The sequence below is a fragment of the Ruegeria sp. 6PALISEP08 genome, assembly GCF_001238295.1.
Classification (GTDB): Bacteria; Pseudomonadota; Alphaproteobacteria; order Rhodobacterales; family Rhodobacteraceae; genus Ruegeria.
In genome coordinates this window covers 190552-206230 of the sequence record NZ_LGXZ01000006.1, presented here as the reverse complement: position 1 = coordinate 206230, position 15679 = coordinate 190552, and the positions used below count along the sequence as shown (strand labels likewise).

Here is a 15679-nt window from a genome sequence, read left to right as displayed (position 1 = left end):
TTCAGAACTCGGCGGCGTTGTCAATCAACAGGTTGCACCGCATCACCCAGCCTGACCTGCCCAGGGCGGAGGACCTCAGCGCACCATCCGCCATGCCCGCGCACGGCAGAGTAGCCGCCCTGACCAAGGGCCTCCTCCATCCGACTGCACGGCGCGCAGATCACGGTAAAGCGCAGAACGGCTTCGCCCACCTGAACCTCGCGCCCTTTGAGCGCCGCCAGATTGATCCCCGACGCCACCAGATTGCGCCGCAGAATGTCAGGTGCAACCGGCCCCTGCCCGAGATAAGACCCAATCGCAGCCAGATGCTCTTGCTGAATCAGCGTCACCGCCCGCTTGCCTGCGCGGCTGCGGTCGCCTTCGAGGCCGTCGTTGGAGATCATCCCAGCATCAACCGTAACCATCTCCGCCCGCCGTTTTGGCCGCAGACCAATCCATTCAATCCGTCCGGGCTGCGCCCAGCCGGCAATCAAGGATTTTAGATCACTCACTGCGTTCACCCGGGACGTCAAATAGAGGGAGCCTGAAAGAGTCAAAGTCTTTCACTTTGCAATTCGCCATCGAGACACTACGCTTTCGCGGTATGGCAAACTGCTGCTTAGGATGAACGTAGGCTTTGACCATCTTTTGGTGCAGCCTAAAAACTTCGCGTGTCACTGAAACATTCCAAGTATGCCATTCCTTTAGAATAGCTCCTCTCTGCTCAACAGTTGCTCCTGGGTGACCACTTCGATGTAATCGCCCATTGAAAACAACTTCTTCTCCTATTGGGAACATGCTGTTGGCAGCTTGGGAATTAAAATAAAAATTCAAATCCACACCAGAAGTTAAGTGCCTCAAGTTCTTCTTCACAGCTTTCAAATTGTAGTGAAATGCAGTTTCGTTTCTGATTGCTCTCGCAATAGCCCAACCTTGGCCACTTTTGACTTCTTTCAGTCTTTGCGCAGTCTTATCTATCAAGTCTAATAACGGCTTCGGCAGCTTGGACTCCTGCCGGTTGTTTTTCTCGACGAAATCTATGAACTCGTAAAGCTTGGCGGACCAAATGCGTAAGACCACAGCGCGCTGAGAGATCGAAGCTAGGTTTACCAAGAACTCGTCGTCTAAATCATGAGCCGAAGCGAGATAGAGACGCATCATAGTACGAACTTCACTTGCAATATATGAAGTTAAAGCTAGTGCGGCAGCTTCCCATTCCTCCATTTCGGAGAGATCAGCTTCGCGAAACTCCAGTACGCTAAATTCCACCGACCTGCGTTGTTCGCCCTGCATAAAAATGTCCTCTCTCAGTTGCTCAAACAGATAGTGCCTCATTGCCCCCACCAAACGCATCCGCTATCACACCGCCCAACTCAATTTCCCCGACCCAGAGGACGCGACATGGCCGCCTATCAATATGTCTACCACATGCAGGGTGTCTCCAAGACCTATCCTGGTGGCAAGAAGTGCTTTGAAAACATCCACCTGAGCTTTCTGCCCGGCGTGAAAATCGGTGTTGTCGGTGTTAACGGTGCGGGTAAATCGACGCTGATGAAGATCATGGCCGGTCTGGACAAGGATTTCACCGGCGAAGCCTGGGCGGCCGAGGGCGCCAAGGTCGGCTACCTCCCGCAGGAGCCGAAGCTGGACGAAACCCTCAGCGTGCGTGAAAACGTCATGCTGGGCGTGGCCGGGAAGAAGGCGATCCTTGACCGCTATAACGAGCTGGCGATGAACTACTCGGACGAAACCGCTGACGAGATGGCCAAACTGCAGGACGAGATCGACAGCCAGAACCTCTGGGATCTCGACAGCCAGATCGACGTCTCGATGGAAGCGCTGCGCTGCCCGCCAGACGATGCCAACATCGCCAACCTTTCGGGCGGTGAGAAACGCCGCGTGGCGCTCTGCAAGCTGCTGCTCGAAGCGCCCGACATGCTGCTGCTCGACGAACCGACCAACCACCTGGACGCCGAAACCATCGCCTGGCTGCAACAGCATCTGATCGATTACAAAGGCACCATCCTGATCGTCACCCACGACCGCTATTTCCTCGACAGCATCACCGGCTGGATCCTCGAACTGGACCGGGGCCGCGGCCTGCCTTACGAGGGCAACTATTCCGCATGGCTGGAACAAAAGGCCAAACGGCTGGAGCAGGAAGCCCGCGAGGACAAGTCCAAGCAGAAAACCCTGCAGCGTGAACTGGACTGGATGCGTCAGGGCCAGAAGGCCCGTCAGGCCAAATCCAAGGCCCGGATCAACGCCTATAACGAGCTGGCAGACCAGTCCGAGCGCGAAAAGCTGACCCGCGCCCAGATCGTTATCCCCAACGGCCAGCGCCTTGGCGGCAAAGTGATCGAGGTCGAAGGCCTGTCGAAACATATGGGCGACAAGCAACTGATCGAAGGGCTGGACTTCGCCCTGCCCCCCGGCGGTATCGTCGGCGTCATCGGCCCCAACGGCGCCGGTAAATCAACGCTCTTCAAGATGCTCACCGGTCAGGAACAGCCCGACAGCGGCACCATCTCGCTGGGCGACACGGTCGAACTGTCCTATGTCGACCAGTCCCGCGACGACTTGAAAGACAACGACACTGTGTGGGAGGCGATCACCGGCGGTGCCGAGATCATCCAATTGGGCGATGCGCAGGTCAATTCCCGCGCCTATTGCTCGTCCTTCAACTTCAAGGGCGGCGACCAGCAGAAAAAGGTCTCGCTTCTGTCAGGTGGTGAGCGCAACCGCGTCCACATGGCCCGTCTTCTGAAAGAGGGCGGCAACGTCCTGCTGCTCGACGAACCGACCAACGATCTGGACGTCGAAACCCTGCGCGCGCTGGAAGACGCTCTGGTCGATTTCGCCGGCTGCGCCGTGGTCATCTCGCACGACCGCTTTTTCCTCGACCGGATCTGCACGCATATTCTGGCGTTTGAGGGTGATGCCCATGTGGAATGGTTCGAGGGCAACTTCGAGGATTACGAAGAGGACAAGAAACGCCGTCTTGGACCGGACGCGTTGGAGCCCAAGCGGTTGAAGCATAAGAAGTTTGCGCGGTGAGAACGGGCAGAACCACTGCAACCTTGAACGGTGAGGGTGCACTCCGCCCTCACCCAGCGGTTCGAAGGGCTGCTCTCGCCTTCGCTGCAACGACGGAGTATTTCTGAACAAGGACATACTATGCAGAATGGTTTGGTACATTTTGGTCCGGGTCGGCACTTGGTCCACTGGAACAGGCCTGTCTGTCTTCTTTTGTGCGCGCTGGCCAACCAATCACGTTATTCAGCTACCAACCAAACATGAGCGGTGTTCCCGAAGGCGTCATTCTGCGCGACGCGTCAACCGTGCTCGAACTGACGGAAGCGTCGGAACGCATTCTTCAACAGCACTCGGCCCGCTTTTCGGACCTTTTCCGCCTGAAGGTGATGCAGGCCGAGAACCTTATTTGGGTTGATTGCGATGTCTATCTACTCAAGCCGGTGACTTTCGACACCAATCTGATCACGATTGGTCGCGCATTCCGGGATGGCACCCGCTATCTGTGGAACGGTGTAATGTATCTGGATCCGGATTCGGATTTATTCTCGGACTATCTGTTCCTGACACAGGGCGACAAAATCCAGTTTCGTGACACGTGGGATACCAATGTGGAAACCGGGGTCGAAAACAAATCCGCAAAGGACATGTTTGAAAGACTGGGCGAGGTGGATTTCTATTCCGACAACCTGCCCCGAAACTTTTTTGGTCCGATCCTTTTGACACTGCTGGCCCGCGAACACGGCAACATCGAACTAACGCCACCCCACGTGCACTACCCATTCGGAGCGCCCAAACTCCGCAAAAACATTCATGACCCGCAACAGTTTCCCCTGGAATACCCGGATCAGAGCGAGACAATACATTTCTTCGGTTCGATGGTAAGAAGGGCAGGTGAACTTTATCGGAATTCGAGCACGGGAGCCTATGACCAACTACCTGCCGAAAGCCTGCTGCAACGTGCATTAAGCGGCACGCTGACCGCGACCGATTGATCATGTGACTGCAGATGAGTTAACACCTAGATCCGTGCGTGTTTAGCTGCCAAATCGTTGACAGAAGGTTTGGCCGCATATGAGGTTTGCCAGAATAGCACCAAGACTACACTTACCTTCGAAAGATCTTTTCAGACCGTCTGAACGATTTAAAAAAGCGCAATCCATTGGAGAAAAGACCTCGTAGAGAGGTATAGCCATCAGCTAGCGGACCATTTTCGAGTCTGACCATTCTGCATGACGGTTTGAAGTGACTAGCCAAAGTAGGATGGGTGCTCGCACCCATTGCTCCTCACTCCTCCAAATCCAACTATCTCAAATGATGGGGTAAAACCCCATCCTACGGCTCTGCGAGCATGCCCTTGGTGACACCACCACTCCATTCCGGATCAACCCGACACGTGCGGATATCACGATGGATGGACGAATGCGGTTACGGGGCTGAATGCCACTAGCCGCGCTCGATCGCCTCAAGGCTGCTCAAAGCAACCAAACTCCGGCGTCCTAGTCAAAACTCTTATGGATGATTGCAGCTATGGCCCTTAAGCTGACCGGTTTCCGTGAAGCTTCCCGAGACCAAACAGCCCCGCCAATGCGCCAACCAGCAGCAACCAACTGGCTGGAATAGGGACGGCCGAGAGGTTTGCCTCTGTCACATTGCCTTCCGTCACGCCCTGCTCCTGAGTGGTCTGTTCCTGCAACAACTCCAGCTCTTCGAGATGCCGGTCATGGTCTGAGGTTTCGGGGACTTTGGTCAAACGCAGGTTTTCCCATTCCATCTCTTCACGATGTCTTTCACTGTCAAAGACTGATTGAAGCTCGGGTATAATTTGATCATTACCCGCAGTCGCACTTTCCGACCCATCCGAGATGGTCAAAGCATCTGAAGCTCCGGCCCAGAACAGAACCGCTAATGTGCATACAAGTCTCATACCCGCCCCCACGTTTATGCAGTTGAGTATAGCATTCCGGAGTCTTTTTTCAAACATCACAATAATTGAATAAAAATGAGAACTTGTGAGATCTACGAAGACGTGCCCGAACATGATACCTCTGGTCCTGAGCCTCAAACCGCCAAAATGCAGAGGTGTGATTCTGATTAGTCACATTATGCGTTTGTTCGAAAACGCGGGCGACCGCTGGTCGAGTGAGCAAGGTATGGCTGGTCCGGCCCTTTGAAAAAAATTCCCTTGAATCGCCTCAATATGCTCTGGTGCCATTGTTTAATCCAGGCGATCGTCCCTTGCCACATGGCCACCTCAATGCCATATGAAAAGGGCTAACGTTTTTCTATTCGACCCACTGTCTCCGATTCCGGCGCTCAGTCTATCGATACAGACAACGACGCCGGGCTGCCGCAACACCGTGGGCAGCACTAAACAGGAGACAACGGATATGCCCGCAGGCACCGTAAAATGGTTCAACACAACCAAAGGCTACGGCTTTATCGCACCCGAAGATGGCGGCAAAGACATCTTCGTTCACATCTCGTCCGTCGAGCGTTCGGGCCTTACCGGTCTGGCCGACAACCAGAAAGTCACATACGAGCTGCGCGCTGGTCGTGACGGTCGCGAAAGCGCCGACAATATCCAGCTTGCATAAGCTTGAGATTGGGTGAGGGGTCCCCCTCGCCCTTTTCCACCGCCACCTCTGGTGGCAGGCGGGACACATCACGACTGTGTGATGCTTGCCCTAGAATTGACCAAATATCATATCATGATGAAACTGGTTCTTAGGTTTCATTGGTCATTCGATGAGGGTTTCGATGTTCACACGCCGTGTTTTTCTGGCAGGTTCTGCAGTCAGTTTGTTGCCAGGTATCGCCAGCGCCAAGAAAGCGGTCGAGTACGATCCGACACCGCAATTCGTACGCATCAAAAAGCAATTCTTGCCCGGGCAGCTTCTGGTGGCCCCTCGCTCGTTCTATCTTTATTACGTCACTGAACCGCGCAAAGCGATCCGCTATGGTTGTGGTGTTGGCAAAGCAGGGCTGGAGTTCACCGGCACAGCCACCATCGACGTGAAAAAGGAATGGCCCACCTGGCGTCCGACCAATGAAATGATCGAGCGCGACCCGGTGGCCTACGCTAAATTCAAGGACAATGACTATGTCCAACCCGGTGGCGGAGATAACCCCTTGGGCGCACGGGCGCTGTATCTGTTTCAGAACGGGGTCGATACCTATTTCCGCATCCACGGCACGACTCAGCCGCAAACAATTGGTCGGGCAGTATCAAACGGGTGCATTCGAATGCTGAATGAACATGTCGTTGATTTGTACAACCGGGTCCCAATCGGAACCGTTGTCACGGTCGTCTGATCGAAATCAGGGGGCCGTTGCCAGTTCAACAAGCTCTAGAACGGATGGGCCCAACGCGTCGACGATCCTAGCTACCCCGGCGGCGTTGGGGTGAATGCCGTCAGCCTGCATGAATTGCGACACTGCACCGGGATCACCGTCTGCTGCCAGCCCTTCAAAGAAACTACTGGCAAACAAGACCCCATAGTCCTGCGCCAGTTCAGGATACATAGCGTCAAACGCCTGCTTGTATTCGGCACCGTAATTGCCCGGCGCTTGCATTCCGATCAGCAGAACGGCGACATCGCTATCCCGCGCAACCTCAAGGATGTTGCGCAGGTTGGTGCGTGAGACCGCAGGATCGATCCCGCGCAACAAGTCATTTCCGCCCAAGGCGACGATCATTCCATCAACATCCGGCGTCAGGGTCCATTCCACCCGCGCAGCCCCGCCTGCCGTTGTGTCACCCGAAACTCCGGCATTTATCACCCGTACATCTGCACCCTGCGCCTGAATCCAACGGTCAAGCTGTGGGACGAACCCATCCTCTTCCACCAGCCCATAGCCCTGTGTCAGCGAATCCCCCAAGGCGGCAATCACCACTTGCTCGGCTGTGGCCGTGAAACCGCAGCAGACAAACAGACCTGTCATCAAAGTCTTGCGCAATGTGCTGATCGCTCCATATCCCAAAAGACCGCTCCTCAAACGGGTAGACCCATGACATCTGCTGTTCTCACCCTCCAAAATGCTGCTTTATCTCTGGATGGCAATGCCGGACGGGTCGATATTCTGCATGACATTACGTTGAAAGTGACCAAGGGTGAGACACTGGGCCTGATCGGGCCGTCCGGTTCGGGCAAATCTTCGCTGCTGATGTTGATGGGCGGGTTGGAACAGGCGACCAGTGGCCAAATCACCGCTCTGGATCAGGACCTGACCAGCATGGACGAAGACGCACTGGCCCGGTTTCGCCGCAACACCATGGGGGTGGTGTTTCAGAACTTCCACCTGATCCCGACCATGACAGCGCTGGAGAACGTGGCAACCCCGCTGGAGCTGTCGGGTCACAAGGATGCGTTCGACCGTGCCGAGGCTGAACTGGACGCTGTTGGGCTTTCCCATCGGCGCGATCACTATCCGGCGCAACTGTCAGGCGGTGAACAGCAACGGGTGGCCCTGGCCCGTGCCACTGCGCCGCGTCCCAAAATCCTTTTGGCGGATGAACCGACCGGGAATCTGGATGAAGCAAACGGTGCCGCGATTGTTGATCTGCTGTTTGGACTGCGTCGGAAATATGAGGCAACTCTTGTTCTTGTCACTCACAGCCATTCCCTGGCAGAGCGCTGTGACCGGGTCGTTCGGCTGCGTGACGGGCGAATCGCAGAAGAGACCCAGCAGGAGGCTGCCGAATGAGCCTGCGACTGGCGGGACGCCTCGCCCGTCGCGAGCTGCGCGGCGGCTTGCGCGGATTTCGCATCTTTCTGGCCTGTCTGGCCCTCGGCGTCGCAGCCATTGCTGCCGTCGGGTCGGTGCGGCAGGCCATCCAGACCGGATTGGCGCAAGAAGGTGCGTCGCTTTTGGGCGGCGATGCCCAGCTTGAGTTCACCTATCGCTTTGCCGATGAGGCCGAACGCGCCTGGATGCAGCAAGCGTCCGAGCAGGTGTCCGAGATCGTCGATTTCCGTTCGATGGCTGTTGTGCCCCGCGCCGCCGGATCGGAACGTGCACTGACCCAGGTTAAGTCCGTCGACACTGCGTATCCCTTGATTGGTTCGGTTAAGCTTGAGCCTGACATAGCGTTGGAAGACGCCCTGAGCGGGGCATCCGGTTTGCCCGGAGCGATTATGGAGCACGTGCTGATCGACCGGCTTGGGCTGTCTGTTGGTGATCGTTTCAAGCTTGGTACACAGGAATTCATCCTGACGGCCGCGCTGCTGAACGAACCGGACAGTGCGGCGGACGGGTTTGGTCTGGGGCCGAGAACATTGGTGCGGACCGAGGCACTACAGGCCTCCGGGTTGCTGGAACCCGGCACTCTGTTCACGACTAAGTATAGATTGAACCTGCCTGACACAGTCGCCCTTGCCGAGGTCGCTGCCGATGCCAGCAACGCCTTTGACGGCACGGGAATGCGATGGAGCGATGCACGCAACGGTGCCCCCGGAATATCCGAATTTGTCAGCCGCCTCAGCGCCTTTCTGGTCCTTGTTGGCCTCTCCGGTCTTGCGGTGGGTGGCATAGGTGTATCTGCGGCCGTGCGCGCATATCTGTCCCAAAAAACGGAAACCGTGGCGACCCTGCGCACCTTGGGGGCGGATCGCGCGACGATTTTTCAAACCTACATGATTCAGATCGGCGTGCTTTCTTTGATAGGGATTGTGATCGGTCTGGTGCTGGGTGGACTGGCGCCACTTCTTCTGGCTCCTCTGTTGGAAAGCCAGTTACCGGTCCCGGCGGTATTCTCGCTCTATTCGCAACCGTTGATCGAGGCCGCGATCTATGGGTTGCTCACAGCGTTTCTGTTCACACTCTGGCCGTTGGCAAGAACCGAAGATGTACGGGCCGCAACCCTGTTTCGCGATGCGCTGAGCACGGCCCGCGCATTTCCTCGCCCGATCTATGTCGTCGCCACCGGCATCGGGCTTACGTTGCTTATCGCCATCGCCGCGTGGTTCAGCGGATCCACCCGATTGACCCTTTGGACAAGCGGCGGGCTTGTGGGTGCGCTGGTTTTGCTGACCCTCGCTGCCTATGCCATTCGCAAACTGGCCCGGGCCGGTGCTCCATTGGCACGTGGACGCCCCGCCTTACGATGGGCCTTGTCCGCCATTTCAGACCCGCGTGAAGGCGCAGGCTCGGTGGTTCTGTCGCTCGGTCTGGGCTTGTCCGTTCTGGCCGCGGTTGGACAGATCGACGGCACGCTGCGCAATGCAATTTCAGGCAACCTGCCAGACGTTGCGCCCTCGTATTTCTTCGTCGACATCCAGAAGGATCAGATGCCAGGCTTTACAGATCGTCTGAACTCGGACCCCGCCGTCAGCCGCATCGAAAGCGCGCCGATGCTGCGTGGGATCATCACACAGATCAATGGCCGTCCTGCCCGCGACGTGGCTGGTGATCATTGGGTGCTCGAAGGCGACCGGGGTGTTACCTACTCTGCCCAGCCCCCTGCAAACGCAAACGTGACGGAAGGGGAGTGGTGGGCCAAGGATTATTCGGGTGCGCCGCAGGTCAGCTTTGCCGCTGAAGAAGCAGCCGAAATGGGTCTGCAACTTGGTGACCAACTGACCGTCAATATCCTCGGTCGCGACATAACGGCAGAACTGACCTCAATGCGCGAAGTGGATTTCTCTACCGTAGGCATGGGGTTCATCATGTCAATGAACCCCTCCGCCCTGTCCGGCGCGCCACACAGTTTCATCGCCACTGTCTATGCCGAAGAGCAGGCCGAAGCTGCCATCCTCAGTGACCTCGCTGGCCAGTTCCCCAACATAACTGCCATTCGGGTACGCGACGCCATCGACCGCGTTTCGGGCCTGTTGGCCGGTATCGCCGCCGCCACATCTTACGGTGCGGGTGTGTCTTTGCTGACCGGGTTTCTGGTTTTGATCGGAGCCGCAGCAGCGGGCGAACCTGCCCGCAGATACGAGGCGGCGATCCTCAAAACCCTGGGGGCCAACCGGGGCCGCATCCTGCGCAGCTTTGGCCTGCGCTCTGTTTTGCTAGGGGCCGCTGCAGGCTGTGTCGCATTGCTGGTCGGCATTCTGGGCGGCTGGGCTGTTGCCACCTACATATTCGAGACGGGTTTTGCGGTCATCTGGTCTTCGGCCCTCGGCATTGTTCTGGCCGGGATCGGCGTCACGCTCTGCGCAGGTCTCGCCTTTGCGCTGCGCCCGCTTTCTGCGCGACCAGCCCGTATCCTGCGTGCCAGCGACTGAGCTCAGCGCACACAAGCCACGGGCTGCAGAAGTTTCAGCAACGGATCATTGTCACAGACCAGCGCATCCAGCGAAACATCATCGAGAGAGGCATAAAACACCTCGGCCGCGTCCTGTAGCGCCAGCCGCAAGCGGCAGGCATCCGTCAAGGGACAGGTGTTGTCCGCATCCGCAAAACACTCGGCAATGGGCAAGGCTCCCTCAACGTGCCGGAACACTGCGCCAATCCGAATTTCATCAGCCGGGCGTGCCAGCGACATGCCGCCATTGCGTCCCCGTTGCGTGCTCAGATAATCCAACTGGCTCAGCTGGTTGATCACCTGCGCCAGATGGTTTTCCGAAATATTGCACACTTCGGCAATTTCCGACTTGGTGACCAGCCTGTCCGGGTGCGCTGCGCAATACATCAACAGGCGCACAGCGATATTCGTCCGTTTGGTAATCCGCATGAGGGCCTCCCTGAATTCAAGATGCAACCTTATTGCATGTCCGGGAAAAAAGCGGTTTGACATACATCAATCGATCAAAAGGACGCCTTATCCATGCCCGACCCCTATTTCTTTGGCTATGGCAGCCTTGTGAACCTCGCCACCCATGATTTTCCCGACCCGCGCCCAGCAAAACTGAAAGGCTGGAAACGGGCATGGCGGCACACCGACCTGCGCCCCGTGGCCTTTCTGACCGCAGTGCCGGATGCAGGGTCCGAGATCGAAGGTATGATCGCCCATGTACCGAAAAACGACTGGATCGCTCTGGATCAGCGGGAATGGGCCTATGACCGGATTCCCGCGACTGACGCCATTTCACATCCGCTGACGCATGAAGTCGAAATCGCGGTTTACGCAGTGCCCCATGACCGGCACAACGCGCCCAGCAACCACCATCCGCTACTACTCAGTTACATCGACGTTGTCGTGCAGGGTTATTTGCGAGCGTTTGGAGTGGACGGCGCGGACCGGTTCTTCGCAACAACCAGTGGTTGGGACGCCCCGATTCTGAATGATCGCGCCGAACCGCGTTATCCGCGTCACCAACAACTCCAACCTGCTGAGCGGGATTTTGTCGATGATCGACTATCTGGCTTGTCTGTCCGGAAAGACCTGCCCTCATAACAAAAGGGGCCGCGCCACTGGCACGGCCCCATTCTGCATCTCTCAATCAGGTTAGCCGCGCGCGCGGATCACCTGCAACAGCGGCAACAGAGCGGCCATTTCCGGCCCGCGCTCCATACCGGTCAGCGCTTTGCGCAGCGGCATGAACAGGCCTTTGCCTTTGCGGCCTGTCGCCTCCTTAACGGCCTTGGTCCAGGTGCCCCAGCTCTCACCATCGAACGGGCCTTCGGGCAGCAAAGCCATCGCCTCGGCGATGAACTCTTGGTCTTCATCGGCGATCAGCGGCTCGGCCCCGTCGCGGCACAGCGACCACCAGCCCTTAAGATCGGCCAGAGTGGTAATGTTCTCGCGCGCCATGGCCCAGAACGGCTCGGCCAGTTCTGCCGGAACACCTGCACCCGATACGGCATCGGACACATCGGCCAGCGGCAGTGATTGCAGATGCTTGGCTGTCAGCGGGAACAGGTCCTGCTCGTCGAACTTGGTCGGCGCAGCACCAAAGCGCGTGATGTCGAACCCGTCGATCAGCTCGGCCATGTCCGAACGCAGCTCGACCGGATCAGACGAGCCCAGCCGCGCCATCAGGCTCAGCAGCGCCATTGGCTGTACGCCTTGCTCGCGCAGGTCGCGCAGTGCCAACGTCCCCAAACGTTTCGATAGCGACTCGCCCTGCGGACCGGTCAACAGCGAATGGTGCGCAAATCGGGGGCAGGTGCCGCCCAACGCCTCGATGATCTGAATCTGGGTCGCGGTATTGGTCACATGGTCCGAGCCACGCACCACATCGGTCACGCCCATTTCGGTGTCGTCCACCACGGAGGCCAGCGTATAAAGCACCTGACCATCACCCCGGATCAGAACCGGATCTGATACCGAAGCCGCGTCGATCGAAATGTCGCCCAGAACTCCATCAGTCCAGTCGATCCGCTCGTGATCCAGCTTGAAGCGCCAGACGCCACTGCCACGCTCGGCCCGCAACGCCTCTTTCTCGGCTTCCGACAGGTTCAGCGCGGCGCGGTCATAGACTGGCGGTTTGCCCATGTTCAGTTGCTTCTTGCGCTTCAGGTCCAGCTCGGTCGGCGTCTCAAACGCCTCATAAAACCGGCCCATCTCACGCAGGTTGTCCGCAGCTTCAGCATAGCGGTCCAGTCGGTCCGACTGACGCTCGACCTTATCCCAATGCAGCCCCAGCCATTCCAGGTCCTGCTTGATGGCATCGACATATTCTTCTTTCGAGCGTTCGGGGTCGGTGTCGTCAATACGCAGAATGAACGTACCGCCCGACTTGCGGGCGATCAGATAGTTCATCAGGGCGGTGCGCAGGTTGCCCACGTGGATGTATCCGGTGGGCGACGGGGCAAAACGGGTGGTTGTCATGGGTGTCTCCTGTTGGCGCGGCTCTTGTCACATAGGGGCGATTTTGTCCAGCCGCCGCTTGGTCAATCAGGTGATTCAGACAGGTTCCACTGGCCCCAACCTGTTCAGATCGTCCAATCCGGCACGGATTAACTCAGACAAAACACCCGTGTCGATATCCGCCAGCTTGTTCACATAGAGACAGGATTTACCCAGCTTGTGCTTTCCCAATCTGGTCATGATTTCCCCGAAATCTGCGTAACCCGGCATGATGTAGATCACCAGCGCTGATTTGCGGGGGGAAAACCCGGTTGCCAGAAAGTCTCCCTCGCGACCGGATTTGTAGCGATAGTGGTAGCGGCCATACCCGATGATCGACGGGCCCCACATGACCGGTGCAAAACCGGTGGTGGCGCGAAACAGTTTGTCCAGCGAACGTGCCTCTTCGGCGCGGCGCGTCGGTTGGACCGTCGCGAGGAAATCCGCAACGCTTTGATCTGTTGGAAGGGTCTTGTTGCCTGATCGCGCCATGAACAAAAATTAACACGTAATGTTCATCCACGCACCCCATCTGGATGGCGTATAAGCTGGCAAGAGACTCACGACGCCCTAATTAAACCAATGATGTCCTGACAGGGAGAACGAAGATGACGATTAAACTCACACGCCGCGCCGCCTTGGGAACTGCTGCTGCCTTGCCGTTTGCAACTGCAGCCGCACCGGTTCTGGCCGCAAGCCCGGAAACCAAAGCAAACTCGACCATCGCCAAGTCACTTCATGTTGGCGACTTCACAGTCACGACCCTGCTGGATGGCAGCTTTCCACGCGACGGAGCCAAAGAGATTTTCGGCGGCGGAGCGACGGACGAAGAATTCGCCAAAGTTTCGGCGGAAAACTTCATTCCGGCAGACGCCGCTCAGTTCTTCTTTACCCCATCACTGGTCAACACAGGCTCGGAACTGGTTCTGTTTGACACCGGTCTGGGGCAAGGTGGCATTCAGGCCGCGTTGGCCGATGCAGGCGTGACCCCGGACCAGGTCGATGTGGTTGTGATCACACATATGCACCCCGACCATATCGGCGGCATGACGACCGATGGTGCGCCCACTTTCGCCAATGCACGCTATGTGACGGCCGCTTCGGAATATGATTTCTGGGCAGCTCAGGATGCAGGCAATCGTGTCGGTGATCTGGTCGCTGAAAAAGTCACGCCGCTGGCCGAGAAGATGACCTTTGTCGAGGATGGGGGCGAGGTCGCATCGGGCATCACCGCAGTTGCCGCTTTCGGCCACACTCCGGGTCACACGGTCTACCATCTGGAAAGCAACGGACAGCGTCTTGTGCTGACCGCGGATCTGGCCAACCACTATGTCTGGTCTTTCGCTCATCCGGAATGGGAGGTCCGGTTCGATATGGACAAGGCCGCCGCAACCGCCGCGCGCCGCAAAGTGCTTGGCATGCTGGCTGCCGACAAGGTGCCGATGGTCGGCTATCACATGCCCTTCCCCGGTGCCGGCTATGTTGAGGCGCGCGGAGAAGGCTTCCGCTTTGTCCCGGTCAGCTACCAGATGATGGGTTAAGCTGTCAGTACCCCGGATCCGGTCGCACTTTTGACCCGTCGGTGAATCGCGACAGGCGAAAGGCAGCCGGGTCCACACAAGGCGTTGTTTCGGCAACCAGATCAGCCATCAATCGCCCTGCGCCAGGTCCGATTCCAAAACCGTGGCCGGAAAACCCTGTGGCAATGTACATTCCCGGCAATTCGTCCACGCCCGAAATTACAGGAATCGCATCCGGGGTCACATCGATCATACCCGCCCAGCTTTGAATAACCTCAGCGTTTAGCAGTGCAGGAAACCCTTTGCAGGCGCTGGCCCAAGCCTGGCGCAAATCCCTTTGTGATGGCTCAGGGTCCAGTATCCGGCACTTTTCGAAGGGCGTCACATCGGTTGGCAACCAACTTCGATCTTGCCTCGCTTCGATGGCCCAGCGCTTGGACAGACGGAAACGCAGAGATTTCCACTCCAGCGCAAAGGCAGGCAGAAATTGCCGCGCCAAGCGAAAACTGTCAGGTACGATGTCCACGGTGTTTTCGTGGCCGGACGCGATTGAGTAACCGCCATCGGCCCGCTTGCGGATCGCAAAGTCGTCGGACCAAAGGGCAGGCCCAGGCCCCTCTTGCAGGGGGGACGTGCGCAGAACCGTGTTCAGAATCTTAAGTTGCGGCAACTCGATCCCCGCATTCCCGGCAAACAACCGCGACCACGCGCCCCCCGCCAGAACGACATGCTTACAGTTCACTTTTCCACGCTCTGTAAAGACACCGGATATGCGCCCATCCTTGGTTTCCACACTGCGGACGGCACACTGCGTCATGACCACGGCGCTCCGGGCTCGTGCAGCTTCGGCAATTGCGGGAGCAACCCATTGCGGCTCGGCCCGACCCTCCTGCGGCATGAAAAGCGCTGTTTCCAGACCCGTTTGATGCCCATGCAGCAAATCTGCAAGCTCATCCCCAGACACCATCCGGGCACCCGTCTGCAAGCCCTCCACATGCTGCATCCACCGCTTCAGATTGCCGATGTCCCGTTTGCCAGACGCCCCAAACAGGATGCCGGATTGGGTATAGCCCGTTTTGCGCCCAAGACGTTCGTCCAGCGATTGCCAGATGCGCAAAGCCTCTTGCATCAGAGGGATTTCCCTGGGGTCGCGCATTCCCAGACGCACCCAACCCCAGTTGCGCGAGCTTTGTTCGGCCGCGATCTGGCCTTTTTCACATAAAAGGACAGACGCACCACGCTCTGCCAGTTCCAACGCGGTGGACGTCCCAATGATGCCGCCGCCAATGACAACAACATCTACTGCTTTGGGAAGGGCCAATTCGGATTCTACAGGGGTCGGCTTGGGCGCGGTCATCAGCAGATCATACAAGGTCACTCGGACCGGCATGGAGACCCGCTAATGGCA

The 15679-nt window shown here is 57.6% G+C and carries 16 protein-coding genes; 8 read left to right on the top strand and 8 right to left on the bottom strand.

Annotation, left to right across the window (positions count from 1 at the left end):
* Positions 1–20 precede the first annotated feature (20 nt).
* Together ALB80_RS11145 and ALB80_RS11140 are read right to left on the bottom strand one after the other, a co-directional pair.
* Positions 21–491: an MOSC domain-containing protein gene (locus ALB80_RS11145; protein ID WP_050604137.1), complete on the bottom strand. Its 471-nt coding sequence runs from the start codon at positions 489–491 to the stop codon at positions 21–23.
* Complete coding sequence (locus ALB80_RS11140) at positions 484–1314, bottom strand: hypothetical protein (RefSeq protein WP_157054190.1); 831 nt, start codon at positions 1312–1314, stop codon at positions 484–486. Before ALB80_RS11140 ends, ALB80_RS11145 begins: the two co-directional genes overlap by 8 nt.
* A 66-nt stretch (positions 1315–1380) precedes the next feature.
* Here ALB80_RS11140 and ettA point away from each other — a divergent pair, with 66 nt between their 5' ends.
* Together ettA and ALB80_RS11130 are read left to right on the top strand one after the other, a co-directional pair.
* Entirely contained in the window at positions 1381–3036 is a 1656-nt protein-coding gene (gene ettA, locus ALB80_RS11135; RefSeq protein WP_050604135.1) for an energy-dependent translational throttle protein EttA, read from the top strand.
* 239 nt (positions 3037–3275) lie between these two features.
* Positions 3276–4007, top strand: coding sequence for a hypothetical protein (locus tag ALB80_RS11130; protein ID WP_050604134.1), 732 nt, complete (start codon positions 3276–3278; stop codon positions 4005–4007).
* Between the two features lie 542 nt (positions 4008–4549).
* Here ALB80_RS11130 and ALB80_RS22175 read toward each other — a convergent pair.
* Positions 4550–4939 carry a hypothetical protein gene (locus ALB80_RS22175; protein ID WP_157054189.1) on the bottom strand — a complete coding sequence of 130 codons (390 nt, stop codon included), beginning with the start codon at positions 4937–4939 and terminating at the stop codon, positions 4550–4552.
* Between the two features lie 463 nt (positions 4940–5402).
* Here ALB80_RS22175 and ALB80_RS11120 point away from each other — a divergent pair, with 463 nt between their 5' ends.
* Positions 5403–5609 carry a cold-shock protein gene (locus ALB80_RS11120; RefSeq protein ID WP_050604132.1) on the top strand — a complete coding sequence of 69 codons (207 nt, stop codon included), beginning with the start codon at positions 5403–5405 and terminating at the stop codon, positions 5607–5609.
* Between the two features lie 163 nt (positions 5610–5772).
* Positions 5773–6327: a L,D-transpeptidase gene (locus tag ALB80_RS11115; RefSeq protein ID WP_050604131.1), complete on the top strand. Its 555-nt coding sequence runs from the start codon at positions 5773–5775 to the stop codon at positions 6325–6327.
* 6 nt (positions 6328–6333) lie between these two features.
* On the opposite strand, the gene ALB80_RS11110 is transcribed toward ALB80_RS11115, so the two are convergent.
* Positions 6334–6957, bottom strand: coding sequence for an arylesterase (locus ALB80_RS11110; RefSeq protein ID WP_050604238.1), 624 nt, complete (start codon positions 6955–6957; stop codon positions 6334–6336).
* 66 nt (positions 6958–7023) lie between these two features.
* Between ALB80_RS11110 and ALB80_RS11105 the strand changes: the two genes are divergently transcribed.
* Both ALB80_RS11105 and ALB80_RS11100 read left to right on the top strand, forming a co-directional pair.
* Positions 7024–7719, top strand: a complete 696-nt coding sequence (locus ALB80_RS11105; protein ID WP_050604130.1) for an ABC transporter ATP-binding protein — start codon at positions 7024–7026, stop codon at positions 7717–7719.
* Positions 7716–10244 (top strand): ABC transporter permease, encoded by a 2529-nt coding sequence (locus ALB80_RS11100; protein WP_050604129.1) that lies wholly within the window; start codon positions 7716–7718, stop codon positions 10242–10244. The genes ALB80_RS11105 and ALB80_RS11100 overlap by 4 nt, the downstream gene beginning before the upstream one ends.
* A 2-nt stretch (positions 10245–10246) precedes the next feature.
* Here ALB80_RS11100 and ALB80_RS11095 read toward each other — a convergent pair whose 3' ends face one another.
* Positions 10247–10693 carry an Rrf2 family transcriptional regulator gene (locus tag ALB80_RS11095; RefSeq protein ID WP_050604128.1) on the bottom strand — a complete coding sequence of 149 codons (447 nt, stop codon included), beginning with the start codon at positions 10691–10693 and terminating at the stop codon, positions 10247–10249.
* Positions 10694–10786: 93 nt separating this feature from the next.
* Here ALB80_RS11095 and ALB80_RS11090 point away from each other — a divergent pair, with 93 nt between their 5' ends.
* A complete protein-coding gene (locus tag ALB80_RS11090) occupies positions 10787–11356 on the top strand; it encodes a gamma-glutamylcyclotransferase family protein (RefSeq protein ID WP_050604127.1) in 570 nt (189 codons plus the stop codon).
* A 51-nt stretch (positions 11357–11407) separates the two neighbouring features.
* Here the strand turns inward: ALB80_RS11090 and gltX are convergent, their stop codons facing one another.
* Both gltX and ALB80_RS11080 read right to left on the bottom strand, forming a co-directional pair.
* The gene (gene gltX, locus ALB80_RS11085) at positions 11408–12733 is read right to left on the bottom strand and encodes a glutamate--tRNA ligase (protein WP_050604126.1); all 1326 of its coding nucleotides are present in this window, start codon (positions 12731–12733) and stop codon (positions 11408–11410) included.
* A 75-nt stretch (positions 12734–12808) separates the two neighbouring features.
* The gene (locus ALB80_RS11080; protein WP_050604125.1) at positions 12809–13243 is read right to left on the bottom strand and encodes a DUF1801 domain-containing protein; all 435 of its coding nucleotides are present in this window, start codon (positions 13241–13243) and stop codon (positions 12809–12811) included.
* 116 nt (positions 13244–13359) lie between these two features.
* On the opposite strand from ALB80_RS11080, the gene ALB80_RS11075 reads away from it, so the two are divergent.
* Positions 13360–14292, top strand: coding sequence for an MBL fold metallo-hydrolase (locus tag ALB80_RS11075; RefSeq protein ID WP_050604124.1), 933 nt, complete (start codon positions 13360–13362; stop codon positions 14290–14292).
* Positions 14293–14296: 4 nt separating this feature from the next.
* Here the strand turns inward: ALB80_RS11075 and ALB80_RS11070 are convergent, their stop codons facing one another.
* On the bottom strand, positions 14297–15628 hold the full coding sequence (locus ALB80_RS11070; protein ID WP_050604237.1) for an FAD-binding oxidoreductase: 1332 nt from the start codon (positions 15626–15628) through the stop codon (positions 14297–14299).
* Positions 15629–15679: the final 51 nt, after the last annotated feature.

Coding starts and splice junctions, on each gene's coding strand:
- ALB80_RS11070 (WP_050604237.1), bottom strand. CDS start 15,628: ATGACCGCGCCCAAGCCGACCCCTGTAGAATCCGAATTGGCCCTTCCC.
- ALB80_RS11100 (WP_050604129.1), top strand. CDS start 7,716: ATGAGCCTGCGACTGGCGGGACGCCTCGCCCGTCGCGAGCTGCGCGGC.
- gltX (WP_050604126.1), bottom strand. CDS start 12,733: ATGACAACCACCCGTTTTGCCCCGTCGCCCACCGGATACATCCACGTG.
- ALB80_RS11075 (WP_050604124.1), top strand. CDS start 13,360: ATGACGATTAAACTCACACGCCGCGCCGCCTTGGGAACTGCTGCTGCC.
- ALB80_RS11110 (WP_050604238.1), bottom strand. CDS start 6,957: ATGACAGGTCTGTTTGTCTGCTGCGGTTTCACGGCCACAGCCGAGCAA.
- ALB80_RS11140 (WP_157054190.1), bottom strand. CDS start 1,314: ATGAGGCACTATCTGTTTGAGCAACTGAGAGAGGACATTTTTATGCAG.
- ALB80_RS11080 (WP_050604125.1), bottom strand. CDS start 13,243: ATGGCGCGATCAGGCAACAAGACCCTTCCAACAGATCAAAGCGTTGCG.
- ALB80_RS11105 (WP_050604130.1), top strand. CDS start 7,024: ATGACATCTGCTGTTCTCACCCTCCAAAATGCTGCTTTATCTCTGGAT.
- ALB80_RS11130 (WP_050604134.1), top strand. CDS start 3,276: ATGAGCGGTGTTCCCGAAGGCGTCATTCTGCGCGACGCGTCAACCGTG.
- ettA (WP_050604135.1), top strand. CDS start 1,381: ATGGCCGCCTATCAATATGTCTACCACATGCAGGGTGTCTCCAAGACC.
- ALB80_RS11115 (WP_050604131.1), top strand. CDS start 5,773: ATGTTCACACGCCGTGTTTTTCTGGCAGGTTCTGCAGTCAGTTTGTTG.
- ALB80_RS11120 (WP_050604132.1), top strand. CDS start 5,403: ATGCCCGCAGGCACCGTAAAATGGTTCAACACAACCAAAGGCTACGGC.
- ALB80_RS11090 (WP_050604127.1), top strand. CDS start 10,787: ATGCCCGACCCCTATTTCTTTGGCTATGGCAGCCTTGTGAACCTCGCC.
- ALB80_RS22175 (WP_157054189.1), bottom strand. CDS start 4,939: ATGAGACTTGTATGCACATTAGCGGTTCTGTTCTGGGCCGGAGCTTCA.
- ALB80_RS11095 (WP_050604128.1), bottom strand. CDS start 10,693: ATGCGGATTACCAAACGGACGAATATCGCTGTGCGCCTGTTGATGTAT.